At 54.1% G+C, this 16,963-nt stretch carries 12 protein-coding genes and 1 tRNA gene; 8 read left to right on the top strand and 5 right to left on the bottom strand.

Features of this window, described 5'->3' with window-relative positions; translation table 11 throughout:
• Window positions 1-19 precede the first annotated feature (19 nt).
• Together ftsK and lrp are read right to left on the bottom strand one after the other, a co-directional pair.
• Window positions 20-3,934 (bottom strand): DNA translocase FtsK, encoded by a 3,915-nt coding sequence (gene ftsK / locus F4V61_RS16405; RefSeq protein WP_085385988.1) that lies wholly within the window; start codon window positions 3,932-3,934, stop codon window positions 20-22.
• 134 nt (window positions 3,935-4,068) lie between these two features.
• Window positions 4,069-4,563 (bottom strand): leucine-responsive transcriptional regulator Lrp, encoded by a 495-nt coding sequence (gene lrp, locus F4V61_RS16400; RefSeq protein WP_000228469.1) that lies wholly within the window; start codon window positions 4,561-4,563, stop codon window positions 4,069-4,071.
• Between the two features lie 546 nt (window positions 4,564-5,109).
• On the opposite strand from lrp, the gene trxB reads away from it, so the two are divergent.
• The 5 genes from trxB (at window position 5,110) to infA (ending at window position 10,960) form a co-directional block, all read left to right on the top strand.
• Window positions 5,110-6,078, top strand: coding sequence for a thioredoxin-disulfide reductase (trxB, locus tag F4V61_RS16395; RefSeq protein ID WP_000537410.1), 969 nt, complete (start codon window positions 5,110-5,112; stop codon window positions 6,076-6,078).
• Window positions 6,079-6,193: 115 nt separating this feature from the next.
• Complete coding sequence (gene cydD, locus F4V61_RS16390) at window positions 6,194-7,960, top strand: heme ABC transporter permease/ATP-binding protein CydD (RefSeq protein ID WP_080160845.1); 1,767 nt, start codon at window positions 6,194-6,196, stop codon at window positions 7,958-7,960.
• On the top strand, window positions 7,961-9,682 hold the full coding sequence (gene cydC / locus F4V61_RS16385; protein ID WP_001202242.1) for a heme ABC transporter ATP-binding protein/permease CydC: 1,722 nt from the start codon (window positions 7,961-7,963) through the stop codon (window positions 9,680-9,682).
• Between the two features lie 44 nt (window positions 9,683-9,726).
• Window positions 9,727-10,431: a leucyl/phenylalanyl-tRNA--protein transferase gene (aat, locus tag F4V61_RS16380; RefSeq protein ID WP_079828394.1), complete on the top strand. Its 705-nt coding sequence runs from the start codon at window positions 9,727-9,729 to the stop codon at window positions 10,429-10,431.
• 310 nt (window positions 10,432-10,741) lie between these two features.
• The gene (gene infA, locus F4V61_RS16370) at window positions 10,742-10,960 is read left to right on the top strand and encodes a translation initiation factor IF-1 (RefSeq protein WP_001040187.1); all 219 of its coding nucleotides are present in this window, start codon (window positions 10,742-10,744) and stop codon (window positions 10,958-10,960) included.
• A 92-nt stretch (window positions 10,961-11,052) separates the two neighbouring features.
• Here infA and F4V61_RS16365 read toward each other — a convergent pair whose 3' ends face one another.
• Window positions 11,053-11,964, bottom strand: a complete 912-nt coding sequence (locus F4V61_RS16365) for a LysR family transcriptional regulator (protein ID WP_000977101.1) — start codon at window positions 11,962-11,964, stop codon at window positions 11,053-11,055.
• Window positions 11,965-12,072: 108 nt separating this feature from the next.
• Here F4V61_RS16365 and F4V61_RS16360 point away from each other — a divergent pair, with 108 nt between their 5' ends.
• The 3 genes from F4V61_RS16360 to F4V61_RS16350 all read left to right on the top strand — a co-directional run bounded on the left by F4V61_RS16360 (window position 12,073) and on the right by F4V61_RS16350 (window position 13,865).
• A complete protein-coding gene (locus F4V61_RS16360) occupies window positions 12,073-12,933 on the top strand; it encodes a pirin family protein (protein WP_079828392.1) in 861 nt (286 codons plus the stop codon).
• Between the two features lie 19 nt (window positions 12,934-12,952).
• Window positions 12,953-13,630: an isochorismatase family protein gene (locus tag F4V61_RS16355; protein ID WP_038396313.1), complete on the top strand. Its 678-nt coding sequence runs from the start codon at window positions 12,953-12,955 to the stop codon at window positions 13,628-13,630.
• Between the two features lie 147 nt (window positions 13,631-13,777).
• Window positions 13,778-13,865 (top strand) — tRNA-Ser (locus F4V61_RS16350).
• A gap of 326 nt (window positions 13,866-14,191) precedes the next feature.
• Here F4V61_RS16350 and clpA read toward each other — a convergent pair.
• Together clpA and clpS are read right to left on the bottom strand one after the other, a co-directional pair.
• A complete protein-coding gene (gene clpA, locus F4V61_RS16345; protein WP_038396315.1) occupies window positions 14,192-16,468 on the bottom strand; it encodes an ATP-dependent Clp protease ATP-binding subunit ClpA in 2,277 nt (758 codons plus the stop codon).
• Between the two features lie 30 nt (window positions 16,469-16,498).
• Window positions 16,499-16,819 (bottom strand): ATP-dependent Clp protease adapter ClpS, encoded by a 321-nt coding sequence (gene clpS, locus F4V61_RS16340; protein WP_000520785.1) that lies wholly within the window; start codon window positions 16,817-16,819, stop codon window positions 16,499-16,501.
• Window positions 16,820-16,963 lie beyond the last annotated feature (144 nt).

Here is a 16,963-nt window from a genome sequence, read left to right as displayed (position 1 = left end):
GCCAACGTCGCTATCTGGTTTACTCAAAAGGCGGAGGCGCCAGTACCTCACGATTACCGTTATGTCCCTGAGCGCTGACGATGCCCTGGGCTTCCATCTGCTCGATAATACGCGCCGCACGGTTATAGCCGATCCGGAACTGACGCTGAACGCCGGAAATAGATGCTTTACGCTTTTGGGTAACGAAATTAACGGCCTGATCGAATAGCGGATCTAATTCTTCTCCGCCGTCAAAACTGCCGCCGCCTTCGCTTTCGCTGTCGGAAGTAATGCCATCCACGTATTGCGGACGACCGCGCGCTTTCCAGTCCTGGACCACTGCATGGACTTCCTGGTCACGCACAAACGCCCCGTGGACGCGTACCGGCATGGTGGAGTTTGGTCCAGAGAAGAGCATATCCCCCATCCCTAATAGCGACTCAGCGCCGCCCTGATCGAGAATGGTACGGGAGTCGATCTTACTGGATACGGTAAAGGCGATACGGGTCGGAATATTGGCTTTAATTAAACCAGTAATCACATCGACCGATGGACGTTGCGTCGCCAGTACCAGGTGAATCCCAGCCGCACGCGCTTTCTGCGCCAGGCGTGCGATCAACTCTTCGACTTTTTTGCCGACAGTCATCATCAGATCGGCAAATTCATCGACCAGTACCACGATATATGGCAGTTTTTCCAGGACCGGATGTTGAACATCCATACTGTCGCCCGGCTTCCAGTATGGGTCCGGAATTGGACGTCCCATACGGGCCGCCTCGGCGATTTTTTCGTTATACCCCGCCAGATTACGCACGCCGAGCGCGGACATCAGCTTATAGCGGCGCTCCATCTCATTGACGCTCCAGCGCAACGCATTAGCTGCGTCTTTCATGTCAGTGACAACTTCGGTCAGCAGATGTGGGATACCTTCATAGACCGAAAGTTCCAGCATTTTCGGGTCGATCATGATAAAGCGAACGTCTTCCGGCTGCGCTTTATATAACATACTGAGGATCATGGCGTTAACCCCGACCGACTTGCCGGAACCGGTCGTACCGGCCACCAGCAGGTGAGGCATTTTCGCCAGATCCGCCACCACCGGATCGCCCGCGATATCCTTACCCAACACCACGGTAAGCGGCGACGGATTGTCACGGAATTTGGCGTTATCCAACACTTCGCGCAGATAAACGGTTTGCCGTTTCTTGTTCGGTAATTCCAGCCCTACGTAAGGTTTGCCTGGAATGACTTCCACAACGCGTACGGCTACGGTTGACAATGAACGCGCCAGATCGCGGGAAAGGTTGGAGATACGCGCCGCTTTAACGCCCGGCGCCAGATTCAGTTCAAAGCGAGTAATAACCGGACCTGGCGAATAGTTCACCACATCAGCTTTAATGCGGAAATCCGCCAGACGCGCTTCAACCAAACGCGCCATTTGTTCCAGCGCAAAGGTATCTACCGGTTCGACTTCGCTCGGCGGCGGCGTCAGGAGATCTAACGAGGGCAACGGCGTCGTCGGACGCTGCAATGGACGACTGTCACCATTACGCATCAACAATGGGTGGATCAGGCTGTCCTGAGGCGCTGCCGGCTGTTGCGGCTGCTGATATTGCGACTGCGGCGCTACCGGCTGTTGCGGCTGCTGATACTGCGGCTGCGGCGCTACCGGCTGTTGCGGCTGCTGATACTGCGGCTGCGGCGCTACCGGCTGTTGCGGCTGCTGATACTGCGGCTGCGGCGCTACCGGCTGCTGAATAGGCGCTGACTCGGGCATTACGCCTGGCGTGAACAGTGGTTCGTGAGGCCCTTCATCAACCAATATTTTCATTGGCGAGAAATCAAGGTCGTCCAGTGAGAACGGCTGCGCGCCAGCGGGTTGTTCGCCGGAATAGCGCTGTTGTTGCGAAGCGGCAAACTGACGGGCTAATTCAGCTTCTGCGGCGGTATCGTCATCTTCTGCCTGCTGAGTATCGTGCTGATACGCCTCACCATAACGATGCTGCTGCGATTGCGCAAACTGTCTTGCTAACTCGTCCTGATGCATTGCATCTATTTCTTCATCCGTTAGCTGCGCGCCAGTCTCATACTGATAGCGCTCCGCCTCGCGGGCTTTTTCTTCTGCAATTCTCTGCGACGGCAGTTTAATGCCGTACGACGCCAGTTCCCGACGGGTCGGCACGCGAACGCGGTTCGGGCGCGGCAATTGCGGACCAATCCCCTCTTTCACCTGCGGACGCGGCGCGCCGCTGGTAGCCAGACCAAATGCAGGCGCAGCGGCGGCGGCACCTGCTGCCAGAGCACCACTCTTGATGCCTGCGGCAGCGGCTACCGCTTCTACTGGCGGTATGGATGGCGCAGCAGATACCGAGGGTTTGACCGGCGCAGCCGCTTTTACCGGCGCGGTCTCTTTAATCGGCTCCGGTATCGGCTGATACCATGCCGCAAGTTGCTCGCGCTCACGGGCGCGTTTCTCTTCCACCTCTTCAAAATAGTAAAGCGGAGGACGAGCTGGTCTGGTCTCTTCTATGACGGGTTCAGGCTCGGTCACAACAGGTTGTTCGACAACTGGCGGTATGTGAGAAGGTTCCGCCGCTACCGGATCTGGCTGATAAACCGGCGTCGGCTGGTGGGTCGGCTCTGGCTGCCAGTGTTGCTCGACTCCCGGCGCCTGCCGTTGCGGCTGTGTTTCCTGCGGCGCAGGAGATTCATATTCCGCTGCGATCTCTGGCGACACAGCGTATTTCGGCGCCGATGCAACAGGCGCAGGTTGCTGCCACGGCGCATCCTGCGCCGCCTGCGGTTGAGCATATTGAGGATGCGATGGGTAACCCTCCGGCGCAGGCGCGATAACCGGTTCGCCGGTTTGCGGCCCCGGTACGGGCTGCCACTCCACGGTCGGTTGAGCGACAACCGCCTCCGGCATGGACGGGGTTTGCGTTACGGGATCGGCGGATGTAGCCCACGTCTGGGTGACTGCGGTTGCGGCCGCAGCGGCGGCGACTGGTTCAGCCACAGAATGGCCGTTTAGCAGAGGATCGTATTCGTCATATTCCGGCTGCGTCGCCCGGTTGCCCGAAAACAAAACATCGTCAGGATCGGCAGCGACACCGCGCGCGCTATACTGGATATCTTCACCATCATCCATACGCTTGCCGGAAAAGAGCGCGGCATCGGTCTGACCTCCCCGTGGATTGCTGAATTTTGCAGCCAGTCGTTTACGACGCGCCAATGCGCCGCGCAAAATACGCGCCCGGCGAGATTCACGCTGCACGCCGTCTGTTTCTTCGTCGTATTCATCTTCATATTCTTCATCGTCAACCCACGTATCATCACGCCGGGTACGGTTGCTGGCAAAGGTCAGTATATTAAGCAGCCAACCGCCTAATTTTTCGGCGATGCTAACCCAGGACCAGCCGGTAAAGAGCGTCAGCCCGGCAGCCCAAATACAGAGAAGCGTTATCGTTCCGCCACTACTGTGCAACAACGGCTGCAGCGTGGTGCTTAACAGGCTGCCGATCACGCCGCCGGAGGCGAAATACCAGATATCGTCGGCATTAATGGCCGCCAGACCGCAGGAGGTGAGAATCAGCGCCAGCACGCCGATAAGGCGTAGCGACACTGCGAAATAGTCGATGTAATCATCCGTAGACTGATGACGCCACGCAAACCAGCATCCTCCGACAATAATGACAGGGATAGTGTAGGCCATTACGCCAAAAATAAAGAACAGAGTATCGGCCAGCCACGCGCCCGGCGCGCCGCCTAAATTATGGATGGGTTCATGCCAGGCGGTTTGCGACCAACTGGGGTCCGAAGGATTAAAGCTCAACAAGGCCGCCATCAGCCAGACGGCAAAAAGGGCAATAAGTATCAACAACGCTTCCAGAAGTCGGCGCCCGCTGCTTAACTTCGTCAATGTGACGTCTTTGTCTTCAGTGTATTCCTGGCTCAAAAAAGGCTCTCCAGGTTCCAGGCTCTTCCCGCCCGATGCTAAAACGGACAACAGTACCGGGTTAACCCGGCACCGTTGCTGTATGGATTAACAGGAGTGTAATCAAACTACGGCGATTTTGCACCTGTTCCGTGTTAGCGCGTCTTAATAACCAGACGATTACTCTGTTTTACCTCTTCCATCACTACGTAAGTTCGGGTGTCGTTCACACCCGGCAAACGCAGCAATGTCTCTCCCAATAGTTTTCGATACGCTGACATATCCGGTACACGGGTTTTCAACAGATAGTCGAAATCACCGGAAACCAAATGACACTCCTGAATCTCTTCAAGCTTTTGCACGGCGGCGTTAAACTGTTCGAACACATCCGGCGCGCCGCGATTTAAGGTAATCTCAACGAATACCAGAAGTGACGCATCCAGATAATGCGGGTTCAGCAGTGCCGTATAGCCCTGGATAAACCCCTGTCGCTCCAGCCGACGCACACGCTCAAGGCAAGGTGTCGGCGAAAGTCCTACTCGTTTAGAAAGCTCGACGTTGGAAATACGCCCATCCTTTTGCAGTTCATTAAGAATGTTGCGATCGATACGGTCGAGATCTTTGCCAGGGCGCTTCTTGCTATCTACCATTATTATTGTCTCTCTGTATTCCTTCCCTACTCCTGCCTGACTCTATTCACATCACTGTTCAGAGTCGCTGCCCATCACAATAGACCGAAACCCAGTGGGATTAACGGCGCGCAATGCCTGGGTCTATAGTGAGAAGACCGTTGCCTCGCAGCAGCTATCGACATCACGAATGGCGTCTGTCCACGCCATGCGTAGATTTCACTAGCCCGGTAAACATGGTATTTATATGCATTATTATGCAGCACATACATAACACAGTTTTTTCTTCCTCGAATGTTTTCGCAAAACAGCAGGTGATTGTCAAAGCAAAACATCGATTTTTAGTACAACATGCCAGTTATTCATTTGAGAGAGCAGTAAACTGTCATTTTGTCACCTTATACGTCACCGATTTTAAGTAAGATTTGTGATAATCACGCCGCTGTAGCGCTCGTCCATCGGTTCGTGCTATTACACATATTGTTAACAAAATCGTTATGCTCTTTTTTTACGTCTGTAAATTCCCTACAATTCTGCCCATTGTCTGCCAACAACTATGGGGATCTCATGGGCACGACCAAACACAGTAAGCTGCTTATTCTGGGCTCAGGACCGGCGGGATATACTGCGGCGGTATATGCCGCGCGCGCAAATTTACAGCCAGTACTTATTACCGGTATGGAAAAAGGCGGTCAACTGACTACCACGACGGAAGTGGAAAACTGGCCCGGCGATCCAAACGATCTAACCGGTCCACTGCTGATGGAACGCATGCATGAACACGCGGAAAAATTTGCTACCGAGATCATTTTTGATCACATCAATAGCGTGGATCTGCAAAACCGTCCCTTCCGCCTGAAGGGCGACAGCGGCGAGTATACCTGCGATGCGTTAATTATCGCGACAGGCGCTTCCGCGCGCTATCTTGGTCTGCCGTCTGAAGAAGCCTTTAAAGGACGCGGCGTTTCCGCCTGTGCCACCTGCGACGGTTTCTTCTACCGCAATCAGAAAGTGGCAGTGATCGGCGGCGGTAACACTGCGGTTGAAGAAGCGCTTTATCTGTCGAACATCGCCTCGGAAGTGCATCTTATCCACCGCCGTGACGGTTTCCGCGCAGAAAAAATCCTGATTAAACGCCTGATGGATAAAGTCGAAAATGGCAATATCGTACTGCACACCAACCGGACGCTGGAAGAAGTGACCGGCGATCAGATGGGCGTCACTGGTCTGCGTCTTCGCGACACGCAGCAGAGCGATAATATAGAGACGCTGGACATCGCCGGACTTTTCGTCGCCATCGGTCATAGTCCAAACACGGCGATCTTTGAAGGCCAGCTTGAACTGGAAAATGGTTATATCAAAGTTCAGTCCGGCACCCATGGCAACGCCACGCAAACCAGTATCCCTGGCGTATTCGCGGCGGGCGACGTAATGGATCATATTTACCGGCAGGCGATCACCTCTGCGGGGACGGGCTGTATGGCGGCGCTGGATGCTGAACGCTATCTCGATAGTCTGGCCGACACGAGCGAATAGCTTTTACAAATCAGTAACAAAAGTAAAAAAAGGCGACTATAAGTCGCCTTTATTTTTGCGTCGTTGTAACATTGCCCCTGCCTGAAATTCCAATAACTCACCTGCTAAGCGTGCAATGAATAAAACCCGTCAAAAAGAGCTGACCCGCTGGTTAAAACAGCAAAGCGCAATCTCCCAACGGTGGTTGAACATTTCCCGCCTGTTGGGGTTTATGAGTAGTGTATTAATTGTCGCTCAGGCCTGGATCATGGCACGTATCCTGCAATATATGATCATGGAGAACATCCCACGGGAAGCGCTGTTGCTCCCTTTTACCCTTCTGATACTGGTCTTTGTCCTCCGCGCCTGGGTAGTGTGGCTGCGCGAGCGCGTCGGTTTCCATGCTGGGCAACATATTCGCTTTGAGATCCGCCGTCAGGTATTAGATCGCCTGCAACAAGCCGGCCCCGCCTGGATTCAGGGTAAACCAGCCGGTAGCTGGGCGACGCTAGTGATGGAACAGATTGACAATATGCATGACTATTATGCGCGCTATCTGCCGCAAATGGCGCTTGCCGTTTGCGTACCGCTCTTAATCGTGGCGGCGATTTTCCCGTCAAACTGGGCGGCGGCGCTGATTCTGCTGGGCACCGCCCCGCTCATTCCCTTATTTATGGCGATGGTGGGGATGGGCGCAGCTGACGCCAACCGCCGCAATTTCCTTGCGCTTGCCCGGCTAAGCGGCCATTTTCTTGACCGCCTGCGCGGGATGGAAACGCTGCGAATTTTCGGACGCGGCGAAGCGGAAACCGAAAGTATTCGCGCAGCATCGCAGGATTTTCGTCAGCGCACGATGGAAGTGCTGCGCCTGGCCTTTTTATCTTCCGGCGTGCTGGAATTTTTCACCTCTCTTTCTATTGCACTGGTCGCCGTTTATTTCGGCTTCTCTTACCTGGGCGAACTGAACTTTGGTCATTACGGTACTGGCGTTACGCTCGCCGCCGGGTTCCTCGCCTTAATCCTCGCGCCGGAGTTTTTCCAGCCGTTACGCGACCTCGGCACGTTTTATCATGCTAAGGCGCAGGCGGTTGGCGCGGCGGATAGCCTGAAGACCTTTCTGGAAACGCCCCTCGCCCACCCGGAGCGCGGCGAAGTCGAGTTGGCGGAAAACGAACCTGTCACCATTGACGCGGTCAATCTCATTATCACCTCGCCAGAAGGCAAAACGCTTGCCGGGCCGCTGAATTTCTCCTTAGCGGCAGGGGAACGCGCCGTTCTGGTAGGACGCAGCGGTTCCGGCAAAAGCTCTCTGCTGAATGTACTATCAGGTTTTCTCTCCTATCAGGGCTCTTTGCGTATTAACGGTGTCGAGCTTCGCGATCTCTCGCCGGAATCCTGGCGCCGCCATCTCTCCTGGGTCGGACAAAATCCACAATTGCCTGCGGCGACGCTACGCGAAAACATATTACTGGCGCGTCCGGACGCCAGTGAGCAGGAACTTCACGCCGCGCTTGACGCCGCATGGGTAAGCGAGTTTTTACCGCTGCTCCCGCAGGGAGTGGATACTCCGCTCGGCAATCATGCCAGCAGACTTTCTGTCGGCCAGGCGCAGCGTGTGGCGGTTGCCCGCGCGCTACTTAACCCCTGTCAACTACTGTTGCTGGATGAACCGGCGGCAAGCCTGGACGCTCACAGCGAGCAGCGCGTCATGCAGGCGTTAAAAGCGGCGTCAAAACGCCAGACCACATTAATGGTGACGCATCAACTGGAAGACCTCGCCGACTGGGATGCTATCTGGGTTATGCAAGATGGCGCGATTGTCGAACAAGGCAGCTATGCTGAACTCAGCGTCGCCAACGGCGCTTTTGCGATGTTACTGGCTCACCGTCAGGAGGATATTTAAATGCGCGCGCTACTCCCTTATCTGACGCTTTATAAACGCCATAAATGGATGCTAACGCTGGGAATTGCGTTGGCGATCCTGACTCTGCTTGCCAGTATCGGACTGTTGACGCTTTCCGGTTGGTTCCTGTCCGCATCCGCTATCGCAGGCTTCGCGGGAATTTACAGTTTTAACTACATGCTCCCGGCGGCAGGCGTTCGCGGCGCGGCTATTACCCGTACCGCCGGCCGTTATTTTGAACGTCTGGTCAGTCATGACGCCACGTTCCGCGTGCTGCAACACCTGCGTATTTATACCTTCAGTAAACTTTTGCCGCTCTCCCCTGCAGGTCTGGCGCGTTATCAGCAAGGTGAATTGCTTAACCGTATCGTGGCCGACGTCGACACGCTGGATCATCTCTATTTGCGCGTCATCTCCCCGCTGGTCGGCGCTTTTGTGGTGATTATGATTGTCACCCTGGGGCTTAGCGTTCTTGATTTTACGCTGGCTATTACGCTGGGCGGCATTATGCTGTTGACGCTGTTTATTATGCCGCCGGTGTTTTATCGCGCTGGCAAAAATACCGGCCAAAATCTGACATATCTACGTGGTCAGTATCGCCAGCAGTTAACGTCATGGTTACAGGGCCAGGCGGAACTCACTATTTTTGGCGCCAGCAAACGCTATCGGGCGCAAATGGAAGCCACCGAATTACAATGGCATGAGGCCCAACGCCGGCAGTCTGAACTGACCGCCTTATCGCAGGCGTTAATGCTGCTGATTGGCGCGCTGGCGGTGATGTTAATGTTGTGGATGGCCTCCGGCGGCGTTGGCGGCAATACGCAGCCCGGCGCGCTCATCGCGCTGTTTGTCTTCTGCGCGCTGGCGGCTTTCGAGGCGCTTGCGCCTGTTACCGGCGCGTTCCAGCATCTGGGGCAGGTTATCGCCTCTGCGCTTCGTATCACGGAATTAACGGAGCAAAAGCCGGAAGTGACCTTTCCGCAGACAGAATCTATCGCGCCGGAGAACGTCACGCTCACGCTGCGGGACGTTTCGTTTCATTATCCCGGCCAGCCGATTAATGCGCTTAATGCCCTTTCATTACAGGCTACTCCTGGCGAACATATCGCTATTCTGGGGCGTACCGGCTGCGGAAAATCAACGCTATTGCAGCTACTCACCCGCGCCAGGGACCCGCAACAAGGCGAAATTCTGGTCAACGGCCTTCCGCTATCTTCGCTGAGCGAATCCGCATTACGCCGGACCATCAGCGTGGTGCCGCAGCGTGTCCATCTGTTCAGCGCCACGTTGCGTGATAACTTATTGCTGGCGGCGCCCAATGCCAGCGACGATGCCCTTTCCGACATGCTGCGTCGCGTCGGCCTGGAAAAACTGCTCGAAGATAGCGGGCTCAATAGCTGGCTCGGCGAAGGCGGTCGCCTGCTATCCGGCGGCGAACTTCGTCGTCTGGCCATCGCCCGAGCGCTGTTGCACGATGCCCCCTTAATGCTGCTGGATGAGCCTACTGAAGGGCTGGATGCAACCACCGAGAGTGAAATGCTTGAACTACTTGCCGATGTTATGCGTCAGAAAACCGTCCTTATGGTGACTCACCGTTTGCGCGGCCTGGCCCGTTTTGATCAAATCATCGTGATGGACGACGGACGCATCATTGAGCGAGGCACTCACGCAGAATTGTTAGCCGGGCAAGGGCGCTATTATCAGTTTAAACAACGTCTGTAAGCTATTATTGAACGTTCAGACTTGCGTACTGGAGTTTCGCCGTCATGCGCCTGGTTCAGCTTTCCCGACATTCTATCGCCTTCCCTTCGCCGGAAGGCGCGTTACGTGAGCCTAACGGTTTACTGGCGCTTGGCGGCGATCTCAGCCCTGCCCGGTTGTTAATGGCCTATCAGCACGGGATTTTTCCATGGTTTTCGCCAGGCGACCCGATTCTGTGGTGGTCGCCCGATCCGCGCGCCGTGCTGTGGCCTGAAGAATTTCACCTCAGTCGTAGTATGAAACGTTTTCATAACACATCCCCCTACCGCGTGACGCTCAATTACGCTTTCGACCGGGTTATTGATGGATGCACAAACCATCGTGACGAAGGCACCTGGATAACGCGCGGTATTGAGGAAGCCTATCGTCGATTACATGAATTGGGGCATGCGCACTCGATTGAAGTGTGGCGCGATCAGGAATTGGTCGGCGGGATGTATGGCGTCTCGCAGGGAGCGCTGTTTTGCGGCGAATCAATGTTTAGTCGCAAGGAAAATGCCTCTAAAACCGCACTGCTGGTTTTTTGCGCTGAATTTCTCCATCACGGCGGTAAACTTATTGATTGTCAGGTGCTTAATAGTCATACCGCCTCGCTTGGCGCAATTGAAATCCCACGTTGCGACTACCTTGAACACCTCTCACGCTTGCGTCAACAGCCGCTGGCCTCCCGTTTTTGGGTGCCGCGGACATTATTTTTGCCCCGAAAGTGAATGTTTTCGGCACATTTTTTATTGGGGTGTTATAATTGGGCCGCAGAGTTGGTTTAGCTCATTATCCCGCAGCCCGTTGCCAGGTAACGCCCATCGTTTATTTCATCGTTCCCTTATATGTTGCGCTTATGTCGATACATCAGGCGGTAGTATCAGGGAAAAGGTGTATGGCGCGGCGTTGTCGTGTGTCGCGGAATCATGCGCTAAATCTGGTTTGCTGTGTTTTAAACGCACAAATCTTTACTTATTAAAAGAACTTCGGCATTATCTTGCCGGTTCAAATTATGGTAGTGATACCCCAGAGGATTAGATGGCCAAAGAAGACAATATTGAAATGCAAGGTACCGTTCTCGAAACGTTACCTAATACCATGTTCCGCGTAGAGTTAGAAAACGGTCACGTGGTTACTGCACACATCTCCGGTAAAATGCGTAAGAACTATATCCGCATCCTGACGGGCGACAAAGTGACCGTTGAGCTGACCCCGTACGACCTGAGCAAAGGCCGCATTGTCTTCCGTAGCCGCTAATTGTTCCCCCCACGTCCTGAAGGGCGGCTGGATAAAAGGTCGGTTTAACCGGCCTTTTTTGCGTCCGTTAATGAGATGAATAACGAGAAGGATTATTCTTCCGCCATGCGCGCATATTCTTCTGTCAAAAAATCGACCAACGCGCGTACCGAAGGTAATAATCCTCGCCGGGATGGAAATACGGCATGAATCACCTCCCGCCGGGGCTCCCACGCTTCCAGTACCGCGACCAGTTCACCTGCGGCCAGTTGTTCTTTCACCATTAAGATAGGTAACTGAACAAGTCCCACGCCCGCCATCGCCGCCTCACGTAACGCCAGCATATCGGTCGTAATCATACGCGGGGTGAAATGGACTTCTGCACGCGCGCCCTGCGGGCCATAAAGTTCCCAGCGGTAGATATGCTTACCCGATGCAAGACTTAGCCCTGGCCAATGGCTCAACTCCGCTGGCGCGGAAGGACTGCCCATCCGCGCGATGAGATCCGGGCTGGCAAACAAGCGATGCCCTCTGTCAGCCAGAACTCGCATCACCAGGTCGCTATCCTCAAACGGGCGCGGCCTGACGCGAATCGCCACATCCACCCCTTCCCCTACGACGTCCACCCGACGATTGGTCGCTTCAAGTTGTAGCGAAACATCAGGATAGCGCGCCATAAACTTCGCCAACATTGGGCCAATGTGTACATGCAGCAGCGTCACCGGACAGGTCAGCTTCACGATACCGCGAGGCTCTACCTGCAACGCGGCAATGGCATCCTGCGCCGCCTGTGCTTCTACCAGCATCGCTTTACAGTGCTCATAGAATGTTTGCCCCACTTCGGTGACATTAAACTGCCGCGTGGTTCGCTGAATCAAACGCACGCCCAGTCGCTCTTCCAGTTGCGCAATACGCCGACTCAGTTTTGATTTTGGTTCATTAAGCGCCCGCCCCGCCGCGGCAAACCCACCCTCTTCGACCACATGCACAAACCACGCAAAATCATTGAGATCCATTTTCATCATGGCATTGTCCTATTAATAGAACAGTATGAACCATTTTAGCCACTACTCATCACTTTGTCATGAATATAAGCTTATTCACATCAAGACAATGCCACCGAGGAGAACACAATGAAACAGATTACAGGCGTCTATACCGCACCTCGCCCGCACTGGGTTGGCGATGGATTTCCGGTTCGTTCACTCTTTTCTTATCAGTCACATACGCAACAGTTGAGTCCGTTCCTGCTGCTGGATTATGCCGGACCGCACACATTTACGCCGGGTAATGAAAAACGCGGCGTGGGGGAGCATCCACACCGCGGTTTCGAGACCGTGACGATTGTTTATAGCGGTGAAGTCGAGCACCGGGATTCTACCGGTCGCGGAGGCGTTATCGGCCCAGGCGACGTTCAGTGGATGACCGCAGGCGCAGGTATTTTGCATGAAGAATTCCATTCCGACGCGTTTACCCGTCAGGGCGGCGAACTGGAAATGGTGCAGTTGTGGGTCAACCTTCCAATGAAGGACAAAATGACCACCCCAGCTTATCAAAGCATCACCCAGGATGTTATCCCGACCGTTACGCTGCCGGATGACGCCGGAACCATGCGCGTCATCGCAGGGCGTTATGAAGAGGCAAAAGGCCCGGCGGACACTTTCTCGCCGCTCAATGTCTGGGATATGCGCCTGCTACGCGATCGCCAGCTCACGCTGTCTCAGCCGGAAGGATGGAGCACCGCGCTGGTGGTACTGAAAGGCAATATCACGCTGAACGGCACGACATCGGTCAATGAAGCGCAACTGGTGGTGTTGAGCCAGCAAGGTAAAACTCTGCACTTTGAGACCAGCAGCGACGCCAGCGTATTGCTGTTATCAGGCAAGCCGCTGAATGAACCGATTGTGGGTTACGGCCCGTTTGTCATGAACACGAAACAAGAGATCGCAGAAGCAGTACGCGATTTCAACTCCGGCCGTTTTGGCCAAATCTGAAAAAATGAAGGAGAATACGATGTCCAGTCCTGCTAATTTTAATGGTTTGCGCCCGGTAATTGATGTTAACGATTCCGTGATGCTTTTAATCGATCATCAAAGCGGTCTTTTCCAGACCGTAGGCGATATGCCATTGCCGGAATTACGCGCTCGCGCAGCGGCGTTGGCGAAAATGGCGATGTTGGCGAAAATGCCGGTCATTACCACGGCATCCGTACCGCAAGGTCCGAACGGCCCGCTGATCCCGGAAATTCATGCTAATGCGCCGCATGCGCAGTACATCGCGCGCAAAGGCGAAATTAACGCCTGGGATAACGAAGATTTCGTCAACGCGGTAAAAGCGACTGGCCGTAAGACGCTGATCATTGCCGGGACGATTACCAGCGTGTGCATGGCATTTCCGGCCATTAGCGCGGTAGCGGAAGGTTATAAAGTGTTTGCTGTGATCGACGCTTCCGGCACCTACAGCAAAATGGCGCAAGAAATCACTTTGGCGCGCATCGTGCAGGCTGGCGTCGTACCGATGGATACCGCTGCAGTCGCCTCTGAGATGCAAGGCACCTGGAACCGTGAAGATGCCGCCGCGTGGGCCGACGTTTATACTCAGGTATTCCCGGCATATCAGTTGTTGATGGAAAGCTACAGCAAAGTGCAGGATGTGGTAAAGAACAACGAGAGGTTAGATTCGCAACGCTAATTTGCTTCCCCGCGCTGGTTCAGGCAGGGATGATGTCTATTGCATGAGCAAACGACAGTGAATATGTAAATTCTGCTTGACCGTTTTAGCGCAACTCCCTATAGTAGCGCCCCGTTGCCCCCAAGCGGTCAGGCAGCAATACAATATGGTGAGGTGTCCGAGTGGCTGAAGGAGCACGCCTGGAAAGTGTGTATACGGCAACGTATCGGGGGTTCGAATCCCCCCCTCACCGCCATCTTCAAAGAAGAGCTCGTATGAAAGTACGGGCTTTTTTTTCGCATTACGCCACCTTACCGGGGGGATGAGAACACCCGGCCGGGGTTCGACAACTGGCGCAGCCAGTTGGACAGACGACGAGCCTGCGAGGAGACTGCCCGCAGGGCGAGCGCAGCGAGTCAATCCCCCCCTCACCGCCATCTTCAAAGAAGAGCTCGTACGAAAGTACGGGCTTTTTTTTCACATAAAGCCACCACCCCATTGCCGGATGGCTGCGCAAGGGCTTATATCCGGCATAAAAAAACCGGGCGCTAAGGCCCGGCTTGTACGATAGTGAAACGAAGATTAATGCGCGGCTTCCGGCTTGTGCTTTTGCGCACTCTGAAAACCGTACGTCAATGCATTTTTCTCTTTATCCAGCGCGACAGTGACCTGTCCGCCGTCAACCAGCGAACCAAACAGCAACTCATTGGCCAGCGGTTTTTTCAGGTTATCCTGAATCACACGCGCCATCGGTCTTGCGCCCATCGCCCGGTCATAGCCCTTTTCCGCCAGCCAGTCGCGCGCTTCCTGGCTAACTTCCAGGGAGACGCCTTTCTGGTCCAACTGCGCCTGCAACTCAACGATAAACTTATCGACAACCTGATGAATCACCTCGCCAGACAGATGATCGAACCAAATAATGTTGTCGAGACGGTTACGGAACTCAGGCGTAAACACTTTCTTGATCTCGCCCATCGCATCGGTACTGTTGTCCTGATGAATAAGACCAATAGATTTACGTTCAGTTTCTCGCACGCCAGCGTTGGTGGTCATCACCAGCACCACGTTGCGGAAATCCGCCTTACGTCCGTTGTTATCCGTCAGCGTACCGTTATCCATCACCTGCAGCAGCAGGTTAAAGACATCAGGGTGCGCTTTTTCGATCTCATCCAGCAGCAATACGGCGTGTGGATGTTTAATCACCGCATCCGTCAGCAACCCGCCCTGGTCGAAACCAACGTATCCCGGAGGCGCGCCGATCAAACGGCTCACTGTATGACGTTCCATATATTCGGACATATCGAAACGCAGCAGCTCAATACCCAGCGCTTTGGAAAGCTGTACCGTAACCTCAGTTTTCCCTACGCCAGTGGGTCCGGCGAACAAGAACGAGCCGACAGGTTTATGCTCATGGCCCAGCCCCGCACGACTCATCTTAATAGCTTCAGTCAGCGCCTCAATAGCATTATCCTGGCCGAAGACCAACATTTTCAGACGATCGCCCAAATTCTTCAGCGTATCGCGATCGCTTTGCGAGACGCTCTTTTCAGGGATTCGCGCAATTCGCGCCACCACAGACTCAATATCCGCTACGTTGACCGTTTTCTTTCGTTTGCTCACCGGCAGCAAACGCGCCCGAGCGCCCGCTTCGTCAATCACGTCAATGGCTTTATCCGGCAGATGACGGTCATTGATATATTTTACCGCCAGCTCAACCGCCGCACGTACCGCCTTCGCGGTATAACGCACGTCGTGGTGCGCTTCGTACTTAGGCTTCAGGCCGTTGATAATTTGCACCGTCTCTTCCACCGAAGGCTCGGTAATATCAATTTTCTGGAAACGGCGCGCTAATGCGCGGTCTTTCTCAAAAATATTACTGAATTCCTGATAGGTCGTTGAGCCGATCACCCGGATCTTGCCGCTGGAAAGCAGTGGTTTAATCAGATTTGCCGCATCCACCTGTCCGCCCGACGCCGCGCCAGCGCCGATAATGGTATGGATTTCATCGATAAACAGGATGCTGTTGGTATCCTGCTCAAGCTGTTTCAGCAACGCCTTAAACCGTTTTTCAAAATCGCCGCGGTATTTGGTGCCCGCCAGCAGCGAACCGATATCCAGCGAGTAGAGGATGCAATCGGCCATCACTTCCGGCACATCCCCCTGAACTATACGCCAGGCCAGTCCTTCAGCAATCGCCGTTTTACCGACGCCCGATTCGCCCACCAACAGCGGGTTGTTTTTACGGCGACGACACAATACCTGAATCGCGCGTTCCAGTTCTTTTTCACGACCAATCAGCGGATCGATGCCGCCCACGCGAGCAAGTTGGTTAAGATTCGTCGTGAAGTTTTCCATACGTTCCTCCCCGCCAGCTTGTTCGTCACCAGTTGGCTGATTGCCGAGATCGGAAGATTGGCTCGGTTCGTCTTTTCGCGTCCCGTGAGAAATAAAGTTCACGATATCCAGACGGCTCACTTCATGCTTACGCAGCAGATAAGCCGCCTGTGATTCCTGTTCGCTAAAGATAGCCACCAGCACATTCGCGCCAGTCACTTCACTACGCCCGGAAGACTGAACATGGAAGACGGCACGTTGCAGGACACGCTGGAAACTTAACGTCGGTTGCGTATCACGCTCTTCTTCACTGGCAGGCAGTACAGGTGTGGTTTGTTCAATGAAGGCTTCGAGTTCCTGACGGAGCGCCACCAGATCCACGGAGCATGCTTCCAGCGCTTCGCGAGCTGATGGATTGCTGAGCAGCGCCAACAACAGATGCTCGACGGTCATAAACTCATGACGGTGCTCGCGCGCTCTGGCGAAAGCCATGTTTAAACTGAGTTCCAGTTCTTGATTGAGCATAGGCACCTCCCCCAATTTTTATACCTGCATTCAGGCTTTTTCCAGCGTACACAGCAACGGATGCTCGTTCTCCCTTGCATACTGGTTCACCATCTCCACTTTGGTTTCCGCCACTTCAGCGGTAAACACGCCGCAGATGGCTTTGCCTTGATAGTGAACTGCAAGCATCAATTGCGTTGCACGTTCTACATCATAAGAAAAGAATTTTTGTAACACGTCAATAACAAACTCCATCGGAGTGTAATCATCATTGACTAATATCACTTTATACATAGATGGCGGTTTTAGCGCGTCGCGCAGGTCATCTTCCACCAACTGGTCAAAATCCAGCCAATCGTTCGTCTTACCCATTGTCAGTCGTCATTATCGGTTACGGTTGCCGGCAGGAAAATCTGCCGTTGACCAGAGTCTATGCACACAATCAATCTACCTCAATTGATAGATAACTAACATCTATCAGTACCATTCGCGACATCTGTCACATTCCCGGTAATA

It is taken from the genome of Salmonella enterica subsp. arizonae, from assembly GCF_008692845.1.
Lineage (GTDB): Bacteria > Pseudomonadota > Gammaproteobacteria > Enterobacterales > Enterobacteriaceae > Salmonella > Salmonella arizonae.
This window is presented reverse-complemented; position numbering and strand designations above follow the sequence as displayed.